Source organism: Collinsella aerofaciens (assembly GCF_040926405.1).
GTDB lineage: Bacteria > Actinomycetota > Coriobacteriia > Coriobacteriales > Coriobacteriaceae > Collinsella.
In genome coordinates this window covers 48,913-67,908 of record NZ_JBCOIG010000001.1, presented here as the reverse complement: position 1 = coordinate 67,908, position 18,996 = coordinate 48,913, and the positions used below count along the sequence as shown (strand labels likewise).

Annotated in this window: 17 protein-coding genes; all 17 read right to left on the bottom strand. The window is 61.5% G+C overall.

Annotated features, from left to right (window positions below; translation table 11 throughout):
• Nucleotides 1-49: 49 nt before the first annotated feature.
• Nucleotides 50-2,296, bottom strand: a complete 2,247-nt coding sequence (locus AB5758_RS00330; protein ID WP_368141124.1) for a polyribonucleotide nucleotidyltransferase — start codon at nt 2,294-2,296, stop codon at nt 50-52.
• A 149-nt stretch (nt 2,297-2,445) separates the two neighbouring features.
• Nucleotides 2,446-2,724 (bottom strand): 30S ribosomal protein S15, encoded by a 279-nt coding sequence (gene rpsO, locus AB5758_RS00325; RefSeq protein WP_035138510.1) that lies wholly within the window; start codon nt 2,722-2,724, stop codon nt 2,446-2,448.
• A gap of 138 nt (nt 2,725-2,862) precedes the next feature.
• A complete protein-coding gene (recO, locus tag AB5758_RS00320) occupies nt 2,863-3,612 on the bottom strand; it encodes a DNA repair protein RecO (protein WP_117629181.1) in 750 nt (249 codons plus the stop codon).
• A gap of 15 nt (nt 3,613-3,627) precedes the next feature.
• Entirely contained in the window at nt 3,628-4,695 is a 1,068-nt protein-coding gene (gene era / locus AB5758_RS00315) for a GTPase Era (RefSeq protein WP_368141125.1), read from the bottom strand.
• 12 nt (nt 4,696-4,707) lie between these two features.
• A complete protein-coding gene (locus AB5758_RS00310) occupies nt 4,708-5,085 on the bottom strand; it encodes a diacylglycerol kinase family protein (protein ID WP_225093629.1) in 378 nt (125 codons plus the stop codon).
• Nucleotides 5,086-5,094: 9 nt separating this feature from the next.
• A complete protein-coding gene (ybeY, locus tag AB5758_RS00305; protein WP_117770331.1) occupies nt 5,095-5,604 on the bottom strand; it encodes an rRNA maturation RNase YbeY in 510 nt (169 codons plus the stop codon).
• Nucleotides 5,601-6,587 carry a PhoH family protein gene (locus tag AB5758_RS00300; protein ID WP_195520394.1) on the bottom strand — a complete coding sequence of 329 codons (987 nt, stop codon included), beginning with the start codon at nt 6,585-6,587 and terminating at the stop codon, nt 5,601-5,603. The genes ybeY and AB5758_RS00300 overlap by 4 nt, the downstream gene beginning before the upstream one ends.
• Entirely contained in the window at nt 6,568-7,860 is a 1,293-nt protein-coding gene (locus AB5758_RS00295; protein WP_271736554.1) for a MiaB/RimO family radical SAM methylthiotransferase, read from the bottom strand. The genes AB5758_RS00300 and AB5758_RS00295 overlap by 20 nt, the downstream gene beginning before the upstream one ends.
• 9 nt (nt 7,861-7,869) lie before the next feature.
• Entirely contained in the window at nt 7,870-9,018 is a 1,149-nt protein-coding gene (dnaJ, locus tag AB5758_RS00290) for a molecular chaperone DnaJ (RefSeq protein ID WP_271736552.1), read from the bottom strand.
• A gap of 81 nt (nt 9,019-9,099) precedes the next feature.
• Nucleotides 9,100-10,203 carry a DnaJ domain-containing protein gene (locus AB5758_RS00285; RefSeq protein ID WP_171021457.1) on the bottom strand — a complete coding sequence of 368 codons (1,104 nt, stop codon included), beginning with the start codon at nt 10,201-10,203 and terminating at the stop codon, nt 9,100-9,102.
• Nucleotides 10,204-10,261: 58 nt separating this feature from the next.
• Entirely contained in the window at nt 10,262-11,473 is a 1,212-nt protein-coding gene (locus AB5758_RS00280; protein ID WP_368155322.1) for a coproporphyrinogen-III oxidase family protein, read from the bottom strand.
• A gap of 23 nt (nt 11,474-11,496) precedes the next feature.
• A complete protein-coding gene (dusB, locus tag AB5758_RS00275) occupies nt 11,497-12,540 on the bottom strand; it encodes a tRNA dihydrouridine synthase DusB (RefSeq protein ID WP_138374182.1) in 1,044 nt (347 codons plus the stop codon).
• 4 nt (nt 12,541-12,544) lie between these two features.
• A complete protein-coding gene (gene lepA / locus AB5758_RS00270) occupies nt 12,545-14,356 on the bottom strand; it encodes a translation elongation factor 4 (protein ID WP_117770326.1) in 1,812 nt (603 codons plus the stop codon).
• 96 nt (nt 14,357-14,452) lie between these two features.
• Entirely contained in the window at nt 14,453-14,719 is a 267-nt protein-coding gene (gene rpsT, locus AB5758_RS00265) for a 30S ribosomal protein S20 (protein ID WP_022094714.1), read from the bottom strand.
• Between the two features lie 133 nt (nt 14,720-14,852).
• A complete protein-coding gene (gene holA / locus AB5758_RS00260) occupies nt 14,853-15,815 on the bottom strand; it encodes a DNA polymerase III subunit delta (RefSeq protein ID WP_271736547.1) in 963 nt (320 codons plus the stop codon).
• Nucleotides 15,816-15,893: 78 nt separating this feature from the next.
• Nucleotides 15,894-18,197 carry a DNA internalization-related competence protein ComEC/Rec2 gene (locus tag AB5758_RS00255; protein WP_271736545.1) on the bottom strand — a complete coding sequence of 768 codons (2,304 nt, stop codon included), beginning with the start codon at nt 18,195-18,197 and terminating at the stop codon, nt 15,894-15,896.
• Nucleotides 18,194-18,907 carry a helix-hairpin-helix domain-containing protein gene (locus tag AB5758_RS00250; protein WP_368141128.1) on the bottom strand — a complete coding sequence of 238 codons (714 nt, stop codon included), beginning with the start codon at nt 18,905-18,907 and terminating at the stop codon, nt 18,194-18,196. Before AB5758_RS00250 ends, AB5758_RS00255 begins: the two co-directional genes overlap by 4 nt.
• Nucleotides 18,908-18,996: the final 89 nt, after the last annotated feature.

Genomic DNA, 18,996 nt, shown 5'->3' with positions numbered 1-18,996 from the left:
GGGCGACCCCCTTAGGAGTCGCCCTTGTTGAGCTGCTTATGTACGGCTGTTACTCGGCGTCGTGGTGACGGCGAGGCTTGCGGCCTCCGTTGTCACCGGGACAGCGCGGACGGTCGCTGCGCTCGGAGCGCTCGCGACGCGGACGCTCACGGCGCTGGAAGTGCTCGCCGTCGCCCTCAGAAGCACCCTCGGCGCGAGCCGGGGCCTCGGGCTTATCCAGACGATCAAGCGAGATCTTGCCACGATCGTCGACCTCGATGACGACGACCTTGACCTCGTCGCCCACGTTGAGGACGTCCTCGACCTTCTCCACGCGGCCCTTGGCGACGCGAGAGATGTGCAGCAGGCCGTCCTTACCGGGCAGCAGGTTGACGAAGGCGCCGAAGGGCTGGATGGAGACCACGCGACCGGTGTACTCCTCGCCCGGCTCGGGAACCTTGATGATGAGCTTGATGCGCTCGACGGCCTGGTCCACGGACTCGCCGGTGCCGCCGACAAAGACGGTGCCGTCCTCCTGGATGTCGACCGAAGCGCCGGTCTCGTCCTGAATACCGCGGATGACCTTACCGCCGGAACCGATGACGTCGCGGATCTTGTCGGTCGGGACCTGGATGGAGACGATGCGCGGAGCGGTGCTGCGTGTGGTGTGGCGCGGCTCGGGGATCACATCGAGCATCTTCTGCAGGATGAAGGCGCGACCCTCCTTGGCCTGCTGCAGGGCGCGGGCCAGGATGTCGAAGGTGAGGCCGGTGGCCTTGTTGTCCATCTGCAGGGCGGTGATGCCCTCGGTGGTGCCGGTGACCTTAAAGTCCATGTCGCCCAGGAAGTCCTCGAGACCCTGGATGTCGGACAGGACCACGGTCTTACCCTCCTCCTGGATCAGGCCCATGGCGATACCGGAGACCGGGCGCTTAATGGGCACGCCGCCGTCCATAAGGGCGAGCGTGGAGCCGCAGGTCGAAGCCATCGAAGAGGAGCCGTTGGACTCCATGACCTCGGAGACGACGCGGATGGCGTAGGGGAACTCGTTCTCGTCGGGAAGCACCGGAAGCAGAGCGCGCTCTGCCAGATTGCCGTGACCGATCTCGCGACGCTTGGGGCTGCCCATGCGGCCAGTCTCGCCGGTGCAGAACGGCGGGAAGTTGTAGTGGTGCATGTAGCGCTTGCCCTCGGTGGGCTCGATGGTATCCAGACGCTGGCCCTCGTTGAGCATGCCGAGCGACAGGACGGAGAGCACCTGGGTCTGGCCGCGCTGGAACAGACCGGAGCCGTGAACGAGCGGCAGGTAGTTGTCCTTCACCATGATGGGACGGATCTCGTCGGCGGCACGGCCGTCGACGCGCTCGCCGGTCTCGACGACCATAGTACGCATGGCCTTCTTCTCGAGCTTCTTGAGCGCCACGGGGATCTCGCGCTCCCAAGCAGCCTGCTCCTCCTCGGTGAACTCGGCGCGGATGGACTCCTTCAGAGCCTCGACCTTGCCGATACGGGAGAGCTTGTCGGCGTCGCGCAAGGCGGCTGCCATCTCGTCGTAGTGGGCGAAGATGCGCTCCTGGACCTCCTCGACGGGCTGGTCGAGCGGGTACTCCTTCTTGACGATGGGGCCGTTGACCTGCTCCCACTCGGCGACGAACTCATCCTGAGCCTGGCAGAAGGCAGCAAGGGCCTCCTGGCCAAACTTCATGGCGGCGAGCATGTCGTCCTCAGAGATCTCCTCGGCGCCGGCCTCGACCATCGAGATGAAGTCGGCGGAGCCGCCCAGCTCCAAGTCCAGATCGGAGTTCTCGCGCTCCTCGTAGGTGGGGTTGACGATAAACTCGCCGGTCTCCACGTTACGGCCGATGCGCACGCAGGCAAGCGGGCCCTCGAAGGGCACGCCGCCGAGCGTCATGGCCAGGGAAGCACCCATGACGTTGATGACGTCAAAGGGGTTGACCTGGTCGGCGACAAGCGAGGTAGCGACGATGTGCACCTCGTTGCGGAAGCCGTCCGGGAAGCTCGGGCGAATCGGACGGTCGATCATGCGCGCGGTGAGCGTGGCCTTCTCGCTGGGACGGCCCTCACGCTTGAGGTAGCCACCCGGGATGCGGCCGGCAGCGTACATCTTCTCGTTGAAGTCGACGGTCAGCGGGAAGAAGTCATAGTTCTTGCGCTCCTTGGAGACGACCACGGTATCGAGCATCGTGGTGTCGCCCTGCTTGACCAGGCAGGCGCCGGTGGCCTGCTTGGCAAGCTCGCCCGACTCAAAGGTGTAGGTCTTGCCGTACAGCTCAAAGGTCTTGGATACGAGTGTCATTGTTCTCCTTTACCCCACAGGCCCCTTGCCTGCGGGCTTCTCATGTGACGCGGACCCCCTGCCCCCGCCACGCTTCAGAGCGTGATTGTTCGCGCCCTTACACAAAAAGAGCGCCCCGCTGCGCAGGACGCTCTTAGCATGTACAAATCCTACTGGATGTTGTCGCGGATGCCCAGAGCCTTGATGAGCTCACGGTACTCGACGATGTCGTTCTTCTTGATGTAGGAGAGAAGACGACGACGACGACCGACGAGCATGAGCAGACCACGACGGGTGTGGAAGTCCTTCTGATGGGACTTCATGTGCTCGGTCAGCTCCTTGATGCGCTCGGACAGGATGGCGACCTGAACCTTGGGGTTGCCGGTGTCGACCGGGGTGTTACCGAACTGGGCAGTCAGCTCCGCCTTGCGCTCTTTGGAAACAGTCATTGTTTCACCTTTCTTTTTGCGTCGCCATCGGGCGACTCGATTCGCCTCGGACTGGGAAGCCGCCGGTGGAGCGAGCAACCAAGGTCGAGGTACCAACAGGTCGGTATGTTACCACAAGCAGCCCGCGCCTGCGCATCATCACCGACCCAACATGAATTCCATCGCACGGAGGCGCTGATCGGTGTGCGTCGCAGCCCAAACATGCGAAAGCCCCAGCAAAAAGGCTGCGGTATGCGGGTCGATTCGCTCGGCCAAAAGCGCATCGAAGGTCATGGACATGAGGGCGCGCAGCCATGCGGCCTCACCGGTCGACACCAGTTCGGCACCTGGAACGCTCGACGCGCACGACCCGCACATGAGGCCGCCCGCCTGGGGCGAAAAATACGACAGCATGGGGTCTCCGCACAGCACGCAGGCCGAAAAATCGGGTCGATAGCCAACGTGCGACAGCAGCTTAAAGACATATGCCGCCACAAGTAGATCCATATGCGCCGTGTCGAGCCCGCTGCCCACCAGGGCAAGCGCTCGCTGCGTGATGGCAAAGGTAAACGGGTCCTCGGCGTCCTCGAACGAGCACACGCGCGCGACCTCGGCGATCGCGCTTGCGGCGCAGGTCGTCTCGTAATCGGGCGCAACGCCGAGCGGCGCCTCCATAAGCTCGGCCTGGGAAACCACGTCGAGTGACCGTCCATGTGCGAGCAGCATATCTACCGTACAGAACAGCTCGCAGCGCGCAGCCAGGCGTCCGCCGGGTTTGCGGGCGCCCTTTGCCACGGCACGAACCTGCCGCCCCCGCTCGTCAAGCATCGTCAAGATCAGGTCGGTCTCTTTGAGCTTAGTCTTATCGAGCACGAGCACTTTCGTGCGATATGTCCGGGAGCCTGCCATGCGCGCCGCGCGTCCTTAGTCCTCGGCGTTATAGCCAAAGCGGCGAATCTGGGCCTCGTCGTCACGCCAGCCGGCCTTGACCTTCACGTCCAACTCCAAAAAGACCTGCGTGCCAAAAATGCGCTCAAGATCGCGACGGGCGTCGATACCGATATGCTTGATCATCTCGCCGCCCTTGCCGATGATGATGCCCTTTTGGCCCTCGCGCTCGACGTAAATGGTGGCGTGCACGCGCAGCACCTTCTTGGTCTGCTCGAGCGCATCGCAGATCACGCCAACGGAGTGCGGGATCTCATCACGGGTGCGGCGCAAGACCTTCTCGCGCACAAACTCGGCAACGAGCGTCTCATCGGAAGCGTCGGTACCCATGTCCTCGGGGAACCAACGCGGACCCTCGGGCAAAAAGTGCGCAACGGTCTCGATAAAGGCATCGACGTTGAAGTTCTTAACCGACGACGTCACAATCTCGTCGTCATATTCCATAAGCTCGTGGGCAGCCTTAAGCTGCTCCATGACCTGTGCGGGGTCGGCCTCATCGGCCTTGGTGAGCACCAGGACCTTCTTGCAACGAGCGCATCTGACGCGCTCGGCAACCCAGGCGTCTCCCCTGCCGATCGGCTTGGTGGCATCAATCAAAAACGCGACGACGTCGACATCGTTCAACTCGAACAGTGCGCTCTTGTTGAGCTCGGACCCCAGGCCGTCCTTGGGCTTATGAATACCCGGGGTATCGACAAAGACCAGCTGGTAGCCGGGACGGTTGACGACGGCGCGCATGCGGCGGCGGGTCGTCTGTGCCACCGGCGAGGTGATGGCGACCTTTTTGCCATAGCAGGCATTAAGCAGCGTGGACTTGCCGGCGTTGGGACGACCGACCAGGGCCACGAAGCCGCTGCGGAAACCGGGTTCCACGTCACCAAAGCCCATAGGACCGTCGTCCTCGTCGCACAGGGAGTCGAGTTCCTCGTCGCTCATGCCCTCAAACGGGTCGAACTCCTCGACATCCTCGAGCTCCTCGGTATCCACCGCGTCAAGGACCTCGTCATCCAAAACTTCATCGGTAGGCTGCATATTGTCGGACATGGGAATCCCCTTCTAAATAAAGCCGAGCGCGTGGGCAAATACCAGCACGCCCACAATCGCGGCGGTGATGGAAAGTATGTATACGGAAGCGGCGGCGATGTCCTTCGCACGCTTGGCCAGCGGATGGAGCTCCTGGGTCGCCAGGTCGACGATGGCCTCCATAGCGGTGTTGCACAGCTCGCCGTGAATCACCAGGCCGCAACAGATGATAATCGTGGCCCACTCGGCAATGTCGAGCCCCACGACGCAGCCGGCAATGACGGTGCACACGCCCGCAACGAGCATGATCTTAATGTTGCGCTCGGTCTTGACGGCGGTGACGAAGCCCTCCATGGCGTAGGAAAACGACTTTAAAAAGGACGGATGGTCCTTGTTCGATCCGGGAATCATAGACGGCTCCTAGTCGTGGGCGTGGTTGGTGATGGGGCCGACGTGGACTAGCTTAGGGTCCTCGCCGCGCTCGAGCGCCAGATCGCGCAGGATGGCGTCCTCGCGGGCCTCCATGACCTCGGCCTCGTCGTCCTCGATGTGGTCATAGCCCAGCAGGTGCAGCATTCCGTGTACGAGCATCAGACGGCACTCGTCAGCGGGGCTATTGCCAAAACCGGGGGCCTGACGGGCAATAACCTGCGGGGCCAAGATAATATCGCCGAGCTCGAGCGTCTCATCGGCGGGAATGTCATCGTCAAAGGCCGAATCGCACTCAAACGAGAGCACATCGGTGGTGCGGTCGATACCGCGCCACTCGTGGTTGAGCTCGTGCATCTCGTCCTCGTCGACATACGAAAGGGAAATCTCGACTCCACGTTCAACGCCCTCGGCGGCAAGCACAACCTCGCAGATGTGCTCCACCTCCTGCGCGTCGAGCAGCGTATCGAGCTCGGCATCGTTGCTGATCAATACACTCAACGGGACTCCTTTCGGTCGCGCGGGCGCTGCTCGCGCACGTCATCATAAGCTTCATATGCCTCGACGATACGACCCACCAGGGCATGGCGCACCACGTCGGCACGCTCGAGGTGAGAAAATGCGACATCGTCGACACGGCCCAAAATCTGCTCAACGTCAGCAAGACCGCCACGACGACCCACCAGGTCGCGCTGGCTCAGGTCGCCGGTAATCACGAACTTGGAGTTGAACCCAAGGCGTGTCAGGAACATCTTCATCTGCTCGGGCGTGGTATTTTGCGCCTCGTCGAGCACCACGAAGGCATCACTCAGCGTGCGGCCGCGCATGTAGGCAAGCGGGGCGATCTCGATCACGCCACGCTCCATAAGCTCATCGGTGCGCTCGCGATCCATCATGTCAAAAAGGGCGTCGTAGAGCGGACGCATGTAGGGGTCGATCTTTTCCTCAAGGGTACCGGGCAAAAAGCCCAGATTCTCCCCCGCCTCGACAACCGGACGCGTCAAGATCAAACGGCCCACCTCGTGACGCTTGAGCGCGGCAACGGCGAGCGCCATGGCCAGATAGGTCTTACCGGTACCGGCTGGACCCAAGCCAAAGGTGATGGTATGCGAGCGAATGGCATCCACGTAGCGCTTTTGCCCGAGCGTCTTGGGACGAATGACGCGGCCGCGATACGAAAGCAGCACGTCATCGCGAAGCGACGTAGCCTCGTGCTCACCGTCGCGCAAGACGGCCAGGCAGCGAGAGACATCGTCGGCAGACAGCGTGCGCCCGGCGGCCGCCTCGCGAAAAGCATGTTCGAAAAAACGCGCCACGAGTTCGACCTCATCCGGGTCACCGCTCACGGCGATGCTATCGCCACGGGCGACCACATGGGCGCGAACCAAGCTCTCGAGCGCACGAAGGACGCCGTCGCCGGCGCCCAAAACGCACGAGGGATCAATTCCCTCGGGAACGGTAAGTCTAATCTTCGAGGCTTCCATGAACCTCCCTGCGCGCATGGACCAAGCCGGAATCATCGACTCCGATGATAGCAACATCGAGCAGGCACGGGGCTGTAAGTCCACAGGTATCGTCAAGACGGGCATGATGGAACGAACCGAGCGTCAGGTTGTCGCCGTACTCGAGGACGGCACGCTCGACGGTGCCCACGCGACGACGAGCGTCGGCAATGGCGAGTTCCTGCGCCGCGGCTCGCATACGACGGCTGCGCTCGGCCATAACCTCGGGCGGCACCTGGTCGGGCATATCGGCAGCAAGGGTACCGGGACGCTTGCTATAGCGGAACACGTGCATACGCGAGAAACCCACACGACGGCACAGCGCCAGCGACTCCTCGAACTCCTCGTCCGTCTCACCAGGAAAACCGACGATGACATCGCACGAAAGAGACGCCTGGGGCAAGTTGGCGCGAATCATACGCACCGTGTCCTCAAAGGTCTCGGCGCTATAGGGGCGGCCCATGCGATGCAGGGTCGCCGTGCAGCCGGACTGCACGGGCAGGTGCAAAAACGGGGCGATACGCTGCGGATAGCGCGCCATCACCTTAAGCAGGCGCTCAGAGATATCCATGGGCTCGACCGAGGAAATGCGCACATGCGGAATAGACGTGCGCTCCATGATGGCCTCAAGCAGCTCATCGATTTCGACATGCTCGTCGGTCGCGCTCTTGCCATCGTAGGCACCCAGGTTCACACCGGTCAGCACCACCTCGGGCACGCCGGCCTCCTGGGCCTCACGAACTTGCTCGAGCACGGACTCGACGGGCACGGAGCGCTCGGGGCCGCGTGCCTTCCACACAATGCAATAGGTGCAGCGATGGTTGCAGCCGTCCTGAATCTTCACGCCCAGGCGAGAGCGACCGAGCGCATCGACCACCTCGCCATCGCTGCAGGCGGGGACGCTATCGGACTCAACGCCCAGCAGCTCGCAGACACGTTCGGCGACATCGATCTTGGACGGCTCGGCGATCACGCGATCCGAAAGCTCCAGCAGCTCCTCGGGATGCAAATTGACCACGCATCCGGTCACGACCACATAGGGCTCATTTTGATGGGCCAGTGCATGGCGAACGGCCTTACGGGTCTTGGCCTCGGCCTCGCCCGTAACAGCACAGGTGTTAATGACGATCAGATCGGCATCCTGGGGCTCCACCATAGCAAAGCCCAGGCGCATAAGATCGGCAGTGATACGGTCAGACTCAACCCGATTGACACGGCATCCGAGGTTGACGACGGAAATATGGGGTGCGAGCACGCGGGCTCCTTAATCGAGGATATCGTCGAGGGCACTCTTGATACGGTCGGTCACCGACTTCTTACCGGAAGCGACGTCATCGCCCATCTCATCGGCAAAAGCACGGAGCAGCTCGCGCTGCTTATTGGAAAGATTGGTGGGAACGACCACGCGCAGTTGCACGATCAGGCGGCCACGCGAACCGCCACCACCAATGCGCGGCATGCCGTAATTATTGACGCTCACGGTGTCGCCGTACTGGGCACCGGCGGGAACCGTCACCTTAACGACCTCGTCGGGCATAATGCCCTCGACCTCGATCTCGCAGCCGAGCGCAGCCTGCGCAATCGAGATATCGCTCACCAGGTACAGGTCGTCACCGTTGCGCTTAAAGCGCTCATGGTCGGCAACGCGCACGTTGACAATCAGGTCGCCCGAAGGCTCGCCGCGAAGGCCGGCCTCGCCAAAGCCGCTCACACGCAGCTGGCGACCGGTCGAAACGCCGGCGGGAATATCGATGTCGATCTTTTCATGCGAAGGCGTGCGGCCCTGGCCGTCACAGGTCTCGCAGGGATGATCGATGACCGTGCCCTCGCCGTGGCAGTCGGGGCAAGGCGAAGAGGACTGGACCTGGCCCAAAAAAGAGCGCTGGACCGTGGTGACATAGCCCGTGCCGTGGCAGCGGCTGCACTGTTTTTCGGTCGCACCGTCAGCCTTGCCCGTACCGTTGCAATCCTCGCAGGGAGCAAGGCGGTCATAGCTGATCGTCTTTTTGCAGCCGAGCGCCGCCTCCTCGAGCGTCACCGAAAGCGAGATGGCCATATCACGTCCGCGACGACGCTCACGACGGCTGCGGGCGCCACCGCCGGCACCGCCGCCAAAGAACGACGAGAACAAGTCGTCCATGCCCATGCCACCAAAGATATCGTTGATATCGACGTAGCCGGAGCCACCGGGGCCGTCGGCAGTGCCGTAACGGTCGTAGTTAGCACGCTTCTGCTCATCGGAAAGAACGGAATATGCCTCGTTGAGCTCTTTGAACTTAGCCTCGGCCTCGGGGTCGTCCGAAACGTCCGGGTGTACGGTACGGGCCTTCTTTAGAAACGCGCGCTTAATCGTCCGCGCGTCGGCATCCTTGTCGACGCCAAGCACCTCGTAGTAATCCCTATTTTCCGACACGACCGAATCCTTCCGACTTTCATTATTGTCACAGTGCGTCCTATACCCAAGCTGGGCCGGCCGCAAACAGAGGGTTTGATGTTATTGCATTGCGTAGGGCGAAAGCATGGCACGTTGCGAGCAGCTCGCAAACCAAACCGACACGAGCGCAAACATAAATCCGTTGGCAAAACCGTTGGCAAACTGCATCGCGCCGCGCTTCCACCACAGCAGGCTGCGGTGCAGCACGCCGTCCGAGAGCACCATGAACAGGCCCATGGCAAACGGAATAAAGCACATCACGGCAAAGGCCGAGAACACGCCCGAGATGGCCGATAGCACCAAAAACGGCGCCACGATGCCCATCAGGTAAAAACCGGTACGGGCCTTGCCTTCCAGGCGCTCGGCCTCAACATGGGCCCGACCGACCAGATCACCGCCAGAGGCGCCGTTGGTGCCGGCGTGACCCATGCCGCCAATACGGACCTCGTCGCCATCGTGCGTGCCGGCGGGAAACTCAATCGTCTGCTCGGAGGTCACACGGGTTCGCCCGCTGCCGCCGCAATCGGGACAGGGGTCGGCGACGACCTTACCGGAGCCACCGCACTCAGGGCAGACAGACTGGAACGTGCCGGCACCAAACAGAAAGGACAGGTCGACATCGATGTGGCCGCGACCGCCGCAGCTCGGACAGGTATGTGCATGCTCGGACGAAACAGAGCCCGAACCGCCGCAGTGACCACAGGTATCGAAGCGCGTATAGCGGACGGTCTTGCGGGCACCGCCCTTGGCCTCCTTGGCGTCGAGCTTAATATCGACGACCACGTTGGCGCCGTTCTCGGGATTATAGGCAGCCTGCCCGCGACGCGGCTGACCCCAGGCGCCACCAAAGGGAAAGCCGCCCTCAAAGGGATTGCCGTAGCCCGCGCTGCCGGCGTAACCGCCGCCATAGGGCGAAGCCGTGGGAGCGCCGGCAAAGGGATTGCCCGAGCGCATGGCGTCGTAGCGCGCACGCTTCTGCTCGTCCGAAAGCACAGCATAGGCCTCGGAAACCTCTTTGAACTTTTCCTCGGCATCCGGTTCTTTGTTGACGTCCGGATGGAGCTTGCGGGCCTTTTGCTGGAAGGCTTTCTGTATATCACGCGAGGTGGCGTCCTTGGAGACACCCAAAATCTCGTAGTAATCTTTTTCGTTCATCGTCGCCATGCGCGGCAACCTCCTGCTCACAGCAGCGTATATATTGCGGTAATTCTACCCGAGCGGCCTAGGCTAGACCCCAAAACAGCTCGAACAGCACATTTCCATCGAGCCAGCCCAAGTGAGTGGGCGCTAAACGAGCACGGACGCGACCTGCGATAACGTCTTTCGAGGTGACGCGCCCCGCATGTCCTTCAATATGATCGGGCACCCAGGTGGCAAGGCCCAACTCGACCGCACGGTCGCAGGCCGCCGCCAACTCATCTGCAGCGATCACGCTTGCCGAGCGAACCAACAGATCGGGCCCAATGCCACGCGTCATGCGACAGGCAAGCATCAAATCCTCGGCCGCCGCCTCGCGCTGCGACAGATACTCGGCATCAAACGTCGTCGCGGCATCGTCGCGTTGCACCAAGCGCACGCGATACGCATCGCCGCGAGCAAGCACGTCGGGAAACAGCCCGGCCAAGCGATCGAAATCCTCGGCGTCGAGCATACCGGCGGCAGAGCGGCCCAAACCCAGATAGCCCTGTCCGGTCCAATAGGCAATGTTGTGGGCGCACTCATGGCCGTCGAGCGCGTAGCTTGCCACCTCATACGGGTGATAGCCGGCCGCACTCAGGCGCTCACGCGCCGCATCCATGCATGCAGCCTGAAAATCCTCGTCGGGCTCGAGCGACTCGTCGCGACACGCCACGCGATAGAGCGGCGTGCCCTCCTCGAGCGTGAGCGCGTACACCGACACATGATGCGGCGCCGCCGCCAACACGCCATCGAGTGTGCGCTGCCAGCTTAGGTCGGTCTGCCCGGGAAGGCCGCACATCAGGTCGCACGACACGACAAGCCCAGCGTCCTTGACCGTCGTGATGGCAGCGAGCGCCCGATCGGCATCGTGAATGCGGCCGATGGCGGTAAGTTCGGCGTTATCGAGCGTTTGCACGCCCAGAGAGACGCGCGTGACACCCACCCCGGCAAGCGCAGTGGCAAGCTCTGCGGTCAGCGATTCGGGATTGGCCTCGCAGGTAAACTCAACAGGCTTGCACCACGCAGAGATACGCCGGGCAAATTCTACCAAACGCTCCCCCGCCAGCGACGGCGTGCCGCCGCCAACATAGACGGTGCGGATCTGTGCAAGCGCGCCTGCGTCGCCAAAAGCATCGAGGCGCGCATACAACTGCTCAAAATAGGTATCGAGCGCAACGCTCATGTTGCACGGAGCAAAACTGCGTGAGTCAAAGTCACAGTACCGGCATTTTTGGGCGCAAAACGGCACATGCACGTACAGCGCGGTAACGGCCACCGTTAGGCCTCCAACGGATGAGCGGGCACCGACTCGCCGGCGGCAAGTGCGGCCTCACAGGCCACCACATCGTGCTCGATATCATCGACCAGTGCCATGAACTCCTCGTATGTGGAGCAACGCACCACCTGAGCGCGCCAGGCGGCAGCATGGGGCATGCCCTTTAGATACCAGCTTGCGTACGTGCGGGCACGCGACATGAGCGGCAACAGCTCGTGCGTGAGCGTCAGGTGCTCGCGCAGGGCATCCAGGCGCTCAACCGAGGAGCGAGAAGGAACCGGCGTGCCATCGAGTGCAAGGGCTCGGGCATCGCCGAACACCCATGGATTGCCGTAGATGCCGCGCGCGATAAACACCGCGCTGGCACCCGAGCTTTGCAGATGCTCAGCAGCGTCCTCTGCCGAGAACACATCGCCCGAACCGATAACGGGAATCTCGACGGCGTCGGCCACCTCATCGACGACCGACCAATCGGCCTGGCCCGTATAGAGCTGCGTGGCGCAGCGACCATGTACCGCCACCGCGGCGGCCCCTGCTCCCTCAAGCATCTGGGCAAACGTCGCGGCGTTGCGGTCTTCGGCGTAAAAGCCCTTACGGATTTTTACGGTCACGGGCACATGCGCCGCGCCCACCGCCGCCTCGACGATCTGCTCGGCCAGATCGGGAGTGCGCATAAGCGCCGAGCCCTCGCCCTTGGTGACGACCTTGCGAGCCGGGCAGGCCATGTTGATATCGATCAGCGACAGGCGATCGCCCACACGCTCCTCGACGGCAGCAACAGCGCTCGCAAACTGATCGGGCTTGGAGCCAAAGAGCTGCACGCAGATCTGCTGCTCCTCATCGGCCGGCAGTACCAGGCGCCACGTCTTATTGCTGGCATAGGCAAGGCCCGCCACGCTCACCATCTCGCTATAGGCAAGATGGGCACCGCGACGGCGGCACATGATGCGATAGGCGGGATCGGTCACGCCCGCCATGGGAGCCATAAGGAACGGCTGCTCGGCATAGGCGCCAAGCAACCGCTTGCTGTATTCAGAAAGTGCCATGGACCTACTCGTCCACCTTGAGAATCGCCATAAAGGCCTCCTGCGGAACCTCGACCGAGCCGATGGCCTTCATGCGCTTTTTGCCCTCTTTCTGCTTCTCGAGCAGCTTGCGCTTTCGCGAGATATCGCCGCCATAACACTTGGCCAGCACGTCCTTGCGGCGCGCTTTGACGGTAGAGCGGGCAATGATCTTGTTGCCGATGGCGCCCTGGATAGGCACCTCGAACAGCTGGCGCGGAATGATTTCCTTGAGCTTGTCGCACAGACCGCGGGCCAGGCCATAAGCCTTATCCTTGTGCACGATAAACGACAGCGCGTCCACCTCGTCGCCCGAAAGCAGGATGTCGAGCTTGACGAGCTCGGAGGGGCGATATTCGTTGAACTCGTAGTCGAGCGAGGCGTAACCCTTGGTGCGGCTCTTGAGCTGGTCAAAAAAGTCCAGAATGAGCTCGGCAAGCGGCATGTCGAAACGCATCTCGACCGATTTGCTCGTGAGATGGATCATGTCGGTTGTAATGCCGCGATGCTCGATAGCGAGCTGCATGACGGCACCCGTATACTCGGGCGGACAGATAATCTTGGCCTTGAGGTAGGGCTCCTCGATGCGCTCGATGCGCGTAGCCTCGGGCAGATCCTGCGGGCTGCGAACATCAATCATCTCGCCGTCGGTCTTGTAGACGTGATAGTCCACCGAAGGGCTCGTGGCAATCAGGTCCAGGTTGAACTCGCGCTCCAGGCGCTCCTTGACGACCTCCATATGCAGCAGGCCCAAGAAGCCAACGCGGAAACCAAAGCCGAGCGCCACCGAAGTCTCGGGCTCCCACACCAACGACGGGTCGTTGACATGCAGCTTATCGAGCGCGTCACGCAGGTTCTCGTAGTCCTTGTTATCGATCGGGAACAGGCCCGTATAGACCATGGGCTTAGCCTCGCGGTAACCGGGAAGCGGCTCGGGGCAGGGGTTCGACGCCCAGGTAAGGGTGTCGCCCACGCGAACGGCCTCGGGGTCCTTCAGGCCCGTGACCACGTATCCGACCTCGCCGACCGTCAGCGCGTCGACCGGCGTCTCGGCGGGACGCTTGACGCCCACGCCATCGACCAAAAAGTCGCCCTTTGCCTGCATCATGCGCAAGGTATCGCCCTTTTTGATGGAGCCGTCAAAGATGCGCACCGTGGCGACGACGCCACGATACTCGTCGAAGTATGAATCCAGAATGAGTGCCTTGAGCGGCGCATTCGCATCGCCCTTGGGCGGAGAGATCAGAAAGACAATGGACTCCAGCAGATCGTGGATGCCCTCGCCGGTCTTGCCCGAGACACACACGGCATCATCGGCAGGGATCGCCAGGTCATCCTCGATCTCGGTCTTAACCTCGTCGGGATGAGCCGAGGGCAGGTCGATCTTGTTGATGGCCGGCACAATGTCCAGATTGGCGTTCATGGCAAGCGTCGCGTTGGAGACGGTCTGTGCCTCGACGCCCTGTGTGGCGTCGACAACGAGCACCGCGCCCTCACAGGCTGCCAGCGAGCGCGAGACCTCATAGGTAAAGTCCACGTGGCCCGGCGTATCGATCAGATTGAACTGATACGTCTCGCCATCGTCGGCGTCATAGGACACGCGAACGGCATTGGACTTGATCGTGATGCCGCGCTCGCGCTCGATATCCATGGTGTCGAGCAGCTGCGACTCCATGTCGCGCTCGTCGACGGTATGGGTGAGCTCGAGAATGCGGTCACTGATCGTGGACTTGCCATGGTCGATGTGCGCAACAATCGAGAAGTTGCGGATGTGGGAAATGTCAATTGAAGTATTCATGCGGACTATCTTACCCGAGCGGTACAAAAAATGGAGCCTGTTCCATAAAACAGGCTCCATTTATGCGCGTAATCTGTGTGGTGTGAAATTTACAACTTAAGCGTTGATGCTGTTCACGAGCTTGGCAAGACCGGACTTGCGGTTGGAAGCCTGGTTCTTGTGGATAACATGCTTGGCGGCAGCCATGTCGAGACGCTTGGTGACGGTCTTGAGGGCAGCCTGGGCCTTCTCGGCGTCGCCCTCGGCGACGGCGGACTGGACGTGCTTGGTCAGCGTCTTGAGCTCGGACTTGACAGCCTTGTTACGCATGCGAGCTGCCTCATTGGTGCGGATACGCTTCTTCTGAGACTTGATGTTTGCCACTTCTGGAGTTCCTTTCGAGTTCCTTGCAAAAAATGTATGACACCTCTGAGACACGGTGAGGTCATGCAAGCGCCTACTATAGCACGCTCCCCCTCAAAGGGATAGAACGAATTTGTCAAATAGGCAGGTATCATCACGATTTTCTCAAGATGTTCGTAATCCAGAGCAAAAGCGCGGCCTCAGAATCGGCCGAACCCTTGAGCGCGAGCTCTACATCGACCGCCCCCTCGAGCGCCGCGACGAGCTCTGCCATCGAAAAGCGACGTGCCCAGGTCAAGTGATTCTTGACCTGCCAGGACTGGAGCTTGAGCGTTGCGGCCAGCTCACGACCCTGTCCGCGCGCATCGAGCGCCTTGGCGACGATAAGCTCGCGGATGCGGCCGCACAGCAACGTGTAAGTCCACACGTAGCTCTTGGCGGGCAATAGATTGAAAAGCTCGAGCGAGCGTCGCATGTCACGTGCCGAGACCGCATTGAGAAAGTCCCAGGGTTGAACCTCGGCCGTACGTACAATCCAGCGCTCAACGTCGGTAAGCTCAATCTGGGGCGCCTCGACCATCTGGGCAAGCTTAGCCAAGTCGTTATCGAGCATGCGAGTGTTCTCGCCCGAACGCGAGACGAGCTCCTCGGCGGCCGCCGTCGAGATCGACTTGCCGCGCTGCGTCGCCATCTGCTGCACGCGACGCGGTAGCTCCCAGCGTTTGGTGCCGGAGCAATCGATCACGGCCTTCTTATCGATCTTGGCGATCGCCTTATACAGGCGTGTGTTCTTGGCAAGCGAGTCGGCAATGATGAGGCAGACCGTTGTGGGGCTGGGACTCGCCAAATACTCGACAAGCGGCTCCGAGACCGCCTTGGCGAGCTTTGAACAGCCGTCAAGGATTACCAGGCGAAACTCGCTGCCCATCGGAAAGGTGTTAAGCGATCCGATAATCGACTCGATATCGGGGTCTTTGGTCATATCGCGCTCGTCGAGGTTGAACTCGACCATGCCCGTCTTTTCCAGACGCGCTTTCATACGCGAGACGGCGTGATCGCGCTTGACGCCGTCGGTACCGACGATCAGATATGCCGGCAGCAGACCGGTTTCGGACATTGCGCTCCCCTCCCGCAGGCCTTCGTATTCGCTCCGTGCCATTCTAGCCCAGGGGCCCACCACACGCCAACGATGTCGTCACGGTTGCTGGCATCGCATCGCAAAGCCATTCGCAGTCGGCGTGACGGTAATGTCGCCGTGTTCGATAGTGCACGCGAACACGGCGCCCGCTTCCTTAACGGCATCGATGCAGGCATCGGACGGATGGCCGTATCGATTCCCTTCGCCCGCACTCGCGAGGGAAAGCTCGGGCTTCAGGACGTCCAGCAACTCATCATCGACTGAAACCTTAGAGCCGTGATGCCCAAGTTTAAGTACGTCGATATCCCCCACCTCCTGCACGAATTCCCGTTCTTGGTCGATCTCGGCATCACCGGTGAGGAGCATACGCAGGCCCTTGCCTTCCTGAACATATGAGAGCAGCAGGACAAGCGAGTCCTCATTTCCCTCACCATCCACGGACTCGAATGGCCACATCACGCGGGCGCAAAATGAGCCGATATCGACCGTATCCCCACGGCGCACCTGCCGATACTCCACGCCAGGTCGGTTCAATACCTCGGCAGGAGCATCCTCCAGCGCATCCGCCGCCACGGCAATCGTACCGACCGGAAACTGTTCGAGCACGGCAGGCAGACCACCCCAGTGATCCTCATCCCAATGCGTCACAAAGACGGCATCGATATGGTGCACGTTATTGCGAACCAACGCCGCCACCACGCGCTCGTCGAGCCCGCAGTCGACGAGTGCCACTGCACCGCCCTGGCGGATAAGAATCGCATCGGCCTGGCCCACATCGAGCACCGTCACAGAAGGCGGAGCGAATCGATCCCAGTAGACGTACGGAATCGCAGCCAGGAACACCAGACATGCAAGCCCCACCGCCACAGGACGTGCACGGGGACGCGGCCACCAGACCAGCAGCACCGCCAGCAAACACGGCACTAGATAAATCCACATGCTATCGGGCGGCACGCTCACGGATGCACCCGGCACGGCGGCAAACAGCTGCTCGAAGAACAGCGCGCAACGGGAGGCAATCATGGGCACAACGAGCGCCCAAGTCCGCAACGGTGCCACGAGCGAAAAGGGAACCAGCACGATCGACACGGCAAGCAGTACGCTCACCACCGGACCGATGACCGCATTTGCCAGCGGAGCAATGAGCGAGAACGTACCGAAGGCAGGAATGGTAATGGGAAGTGTCGCCAGTTGCGAGCACAGCGTGACGGAAAGCATGCTGGCAACGTCTGATGGCACACCCAGCTCACCCAAAGCGTAGGTCGCATAGGGGCAAAAGCACAGAATGGCTAAGACGCTGGCACATGAAAGCTGAAAACCCATCTCGAACAGCACCGTCGGCCGCAGTAGCACAAAGATGGACATGGTAACAAAGAGTGCCGATGCGCCGTGCCGGCGACGCCCCGCGCCGTTTACGACAAGCGTCGCGAACACCATGCAGCACGCGCGCACGGCCGAGGGAGACGCGCCCGTAAAGGCAGCGTAGCCCACAAGCGTTATCGCCAATATCGCCCGCTGAAGACCACGTGAACACCGAGTCTTTTGCAATACGCCCTCGATTACAAACCCCACGATAGCCAAATGGCTGCCCGAGACGGCGATAAGATGCGCCGTTCCCGTCACCGAAAACCAATCGCCAGCCGACTGGGCGCGCAGCTCGGACGAACGACCACAGACGACACCGGCTATGAGCGCACGCGCCAGGTCGGTCGCAGGCGCGATGGACGCAAGCAGCCCATTTCGCAGCCGAAGCAGCGGGCCCGGAGAGCCCTCATCGACCGGCACAATCCGAACGGCTTGAACCTTGCGCACCTCGCCTCGGAGCACACGCGATCGTCCATACGCATCGTTCTCAAAACGTGAAACGCGACCGATAACACGCATGTGCGCCCCGACCCTGAGCTCGCGGTCACACGATAGGCGAACCGTTGCCAAGTTCTTGCCGTCCGCGCGTGCCTCGCAGGTATAGGAATACACGTCGTCGTTTATGGATGGATCACCCTGCACGACAAACTCGAGGCTGCTTGCCGCTCGAGCGTCGAGCGCCTTCGAGGCGCTTAGCGCGCCCACAGCCCACCACGCCGAGACGACCGCTCCCGCCACGAGACCGACGGACGCGGCATACAGCCACCGCTTCCAAGGGGCAAGCCGCGCACAAAATTGAGCCAGCACAACGAATACCGCCGCCGCAACGGGAATGGCCCATAGCAGCCCGACCGCCGGCGCCTGCTCCCTCAGCAGCACATCAGCGGCCACGTTGAGCACCAAGGCGCAGCTCATGCACACGCCGGCACACAGAGCCATCGTCCACGGCATCAAGGGCCGCGGAGGCATCACATGCTCGCGCTCTGTCGCACTCATACGCAGATGCAATCTTTGATTTTGGCAAGCTTCTTCTCGCCGATCCCCGACACACGCATCAGATCGTCAACCGAGGCAAAAGCACCGTTCTTTGTACGCTCATCGATAATCGACTGGGCCATGGAGGGGCCGATGCCCGAGAGCGTCTGCAGCTCTGCCGCACTTGCCGTATTGATGTTTACTAGGCCTGTTGCGCCACTCACGCCCGATGATGCGGAAGCCCCACCATCAACACCGGCTTCCGAAATGGACGCCTCCTGTTCCCCTACCGTTGGAACGTGAATTTTTTGTCCATCAGTGACCTTAGATGCCCGATTGAGCCCCGTAACGTCTGCCTCGGGCGCCAGCCCGCCGGCGGCATCAATCGCCTGAGCCACCCGAGCGCCGTCCTTGAGCCGATATACGCCGGGCGACACAACGGCGCCATCAACATCGACATAAACCTCTGCCGCGGCAGAAGCCTTTGTCGAAGAACCTTCGGATGTCTTTCCGCTTGAGGCATCACCGGATCCCGGCTCCACCAACGAGCCCGAACCGTCAGTGCGCTCAAACGACACGCCACCGGAACCACCGCCAAGGTTCGCCATCGCCAGTCCACTCGCCATCGCAATGACGACCAGTATCGCCATCACCACTGCCTTATGACCGAGTAGCTTGTCCGCCAAGCGGTCCATCCGTTTGACCCGTTCGTGTTGTTCGCGCTGCGCCATAGCAAAACCTCCCAACAACATCGTGTCAGGAAAAGAGTCCTGCAACAGCCATTCTCCAAAAACCGGTTTTCGCGGTCAAACCAAAAGCC